This window comes from Halomonas sp. ATBC28 (assembly GCF_005937175.1).
Classification (GTDB): Bacteria; Pseudomonadota; Gammaproteobacteria; order Pseudomonadales; family Halomonadaceae; genus Vreelandella; species Vreelandella titanicae.
The window spans coordinates 1-2,405 of the sequence record NZ_VCQL01000050.1 but is presented as its reverse complement, the minus strand read 5'-3'; the positions used below and the strand labels follow the sequence as shown (position 1 = coordinate 2,405).

The window sequence follows — 2,405 nt, the reverse complement described above, 5'->3', positions numbered from 1 at the left end:
CCCGTTCACCGTTTTCGGATAGGAAGAACGCCGGAAACAGGACTTACCCTGGCTGAATGGCGTGAATTTCCGCGCTATGCACTTGCGTGCATACTCATGCATGCCGTAAAAACAGAGCCAGCGCGTTTCTGGCGGATTTTCGGGTGGTTTGTTGCCTGTTTTACCGGTTTCCCGTCAGAAACGCCCTGAGGCCGTTTTCGCGGTGCGCGTAATGAGACGTTATGGTAAATCTCTAAAGGCAATATTTCCCGTCCCTTGGAGCGAACTACTCTGTATTTGATCTTTGGTGTTGATACCCCGCTGCTTGCAGAGGGGGTATTCATTATCGTTGTTGTTTGCTGTAATTGTCTAAAATATATTTGGGGATAGATACGGGTACACATTCAGCAGATATTATGTTTTTCCCGGATATATTATGATAAATGTCTTTGTTTGCAATGATTTCATCTTTGACTTCAATGCATTCTTCATTCAGAATGAAGGTGTTAACAACATTGTCTTTCATTCCCAAATCTGCTAATTCTGAAGAACAACTTGCAATATTATTCGTGTTAAAACAAGTTGTTAGTATTATTGCGTATATGTATGGCATTAAATAAACCTATTTAAAAAAGTACGGAATGATAGTGATCTTGTTCGGAAATATACTAGTCAGACTTTAAGTCTCAGGGATATGAACCTAGAACATCGTTGTATTAACTTGTTTGAGTGTTCCAATCCTGAATATTGATGTTATTTGAGTATAAAGGAAACATAATAAATATCACAAGGATATTGGTTAACTATTTATTTTTAAATAATTTCTTGAGATCTGACGTTGGACGTCGTAGTCTCTTGCCATGTAAACGAAAAAACCACCTTGCAGGGTGGTTTTTCGAAGGTTCAGTAAACCGGCAAGTTTCTGAACCGTGGTAACAGTCTTGTGCGAGACGTCACCAAATCTGTCCTTTTAGTGTAGCCTCAGTCTGGCCACCACTTCAAGAACTCTCGATACATCTCTCGCACATCCTGTTTACCAGTGGCCGCTGCCAGTGGCGTTAAGTCGTGTCTTTCCGGGTTGGACTCAAGACGATAGTTACCGGAAAAGGCGCAGCGGTCGGGCTGAACGGGGGGTTCTTGCATACAGCCCAGCTTGGAGCGAACTGTCTAAACGGAACGGGGCGTGGTGATTTAGGTAAAGCTTCCACCACTACACGGATGCCGCAGGACGGGAACAGGAGAGCGCAAGAGGGAGCCACCAGGGGGAAACGCCTGGTATCTTTATAGTCCTGTCGGGTTTCGCCACCACTGATTTGAGCGTCAGATTTCGTGATGCTTGTCAGGGGGGCGGAGCCTATGGAAAAACGGCTTTGCCGCGGCCTTATCGTATCCCTGTTAAGTTTCTTCCTGGCATCCACCAGGAAATAAATTTCCGCCCCATTAGTAAGCCTGCACCGCTCGCCGCAGCCGAACGACCGAGCGCAGCGAGTCAGTGAGCGAGGAAGCGGAAAACCATCAGAACGTACAGTAAGCACTTTCGCGCCGGGGCCTTCATGAACAAACAACAAAAGACAGCCGTTAACATGGCTAAATTCATCCAGGATCAGTCCCTGCTTCTTCTGGACAGGCTTAATGAGCTGGATCTGGATCATGAGGCTGATTTCTGCGAGAAACTCCATGAGGATGCGGAACGCCTTTACCGAAGCCTGTCAGCGCGCCTGAATGAGCAGCAGGACGGTGCGTAATGGCTCCGTTCTGGGTATTACCGGAGTAATACCGGCATTGCCTTAATTTTCATTGTGTTAGCGCTTAACATTATTACCCCGGTAATACCCAGAATCCCTGTATTTTTTCTTTTTTATTTATTTTTCATGAAGTTGCGATGAAAATCGCAGCTGCGTTAGGTGTATGACCATTTAAGGGTTAAAAAATCATCATTTTTGGTAGGGCGCTCTCCGTAGGTTAAGGGTTATTTGGCTATAAAGCGTCCTATTCTTTGATGGTCATGCTTGCATGACCATCTGAGCAACCAAAAACTACAGATAAACTACAAAAAACGTTTTGCATTAGTGATGGCAGACTACAAAAAAACTACAAGAAAACTACAAGAAAACTACAAAAAACGTGGCAGACTACTAATAGACTACAAGAAAACTACAGATAAACTACAAAGTAACTACCGGATTACCTCAGATCCGTTCCCTGAACCATTCGTACATCGACCCCCTTCCTGAACGTGCTGAAAACGGGTTTTCCGGCTGCGCCGGCAACGCCTCACGGCCACGCAATAAATTGCGTCCCCGTTCACCGTTTTCGGATAGGAAGAACGCCGGAAACAGGACTTACCCTGGCTGAATGGCGTGAATTTCCGCGCTATGCACTTGCGTGCATACTCATGCATGCCGTAAAAACAGAGCCAGCGCGTT

At 45.5% G+C, this 2,405-nt stretch carries 3 protein-coding genes; 2 read left to right on the top strand and 1 reads right to left on the bottom strand.

The window, feature by feature from the left end; all coding sequences use genetic code 11:
• Window positions 1-189, top strand: a 189-nt coding sequence (locus tag E0L35_RS26505) for a hypothetical protein (RefSeq protein ID WP_212751716.1), incomplete at its 5' end; no start/stop codon positions are given.
• A 771-nt stretch (window positions 190-960) separates the two neighbouring features.
• Here the strand turns inward: E0L35_RS26505 and E0L35_RS26405 are convergent.
• On the bottom strand, window positions 961-1,122 hold the full coding sequence (locus tag E0L35_RS26405; RefSeq protein WP_071600447.1) for a replication initiation protein: 162 nt from the start codon (window positions 1,120-1,122) through the stop codon (window positions 961-963).
• A 410-nt stretch (window positions 1,123-1,532) separates the two neighbouring features.
• Here E0L35_RS26405 and E0L35_RS25150 point away from each other — a divergent pair, with 410 nt between their 5' ends.
• Window positions 1,533-1,724, top strand: a complete 192-nt coding sequence (locus tag E0L35_RS25150) for a Rop family plasmid primer RNA-binding protein (protein WP_001041614.1) — start codon at window positions 1,533-1,535, stop codon at window positions 1,722-1,724.
• Window positions 1,725-2,405 lie beyond the last annotated feature (681 nt).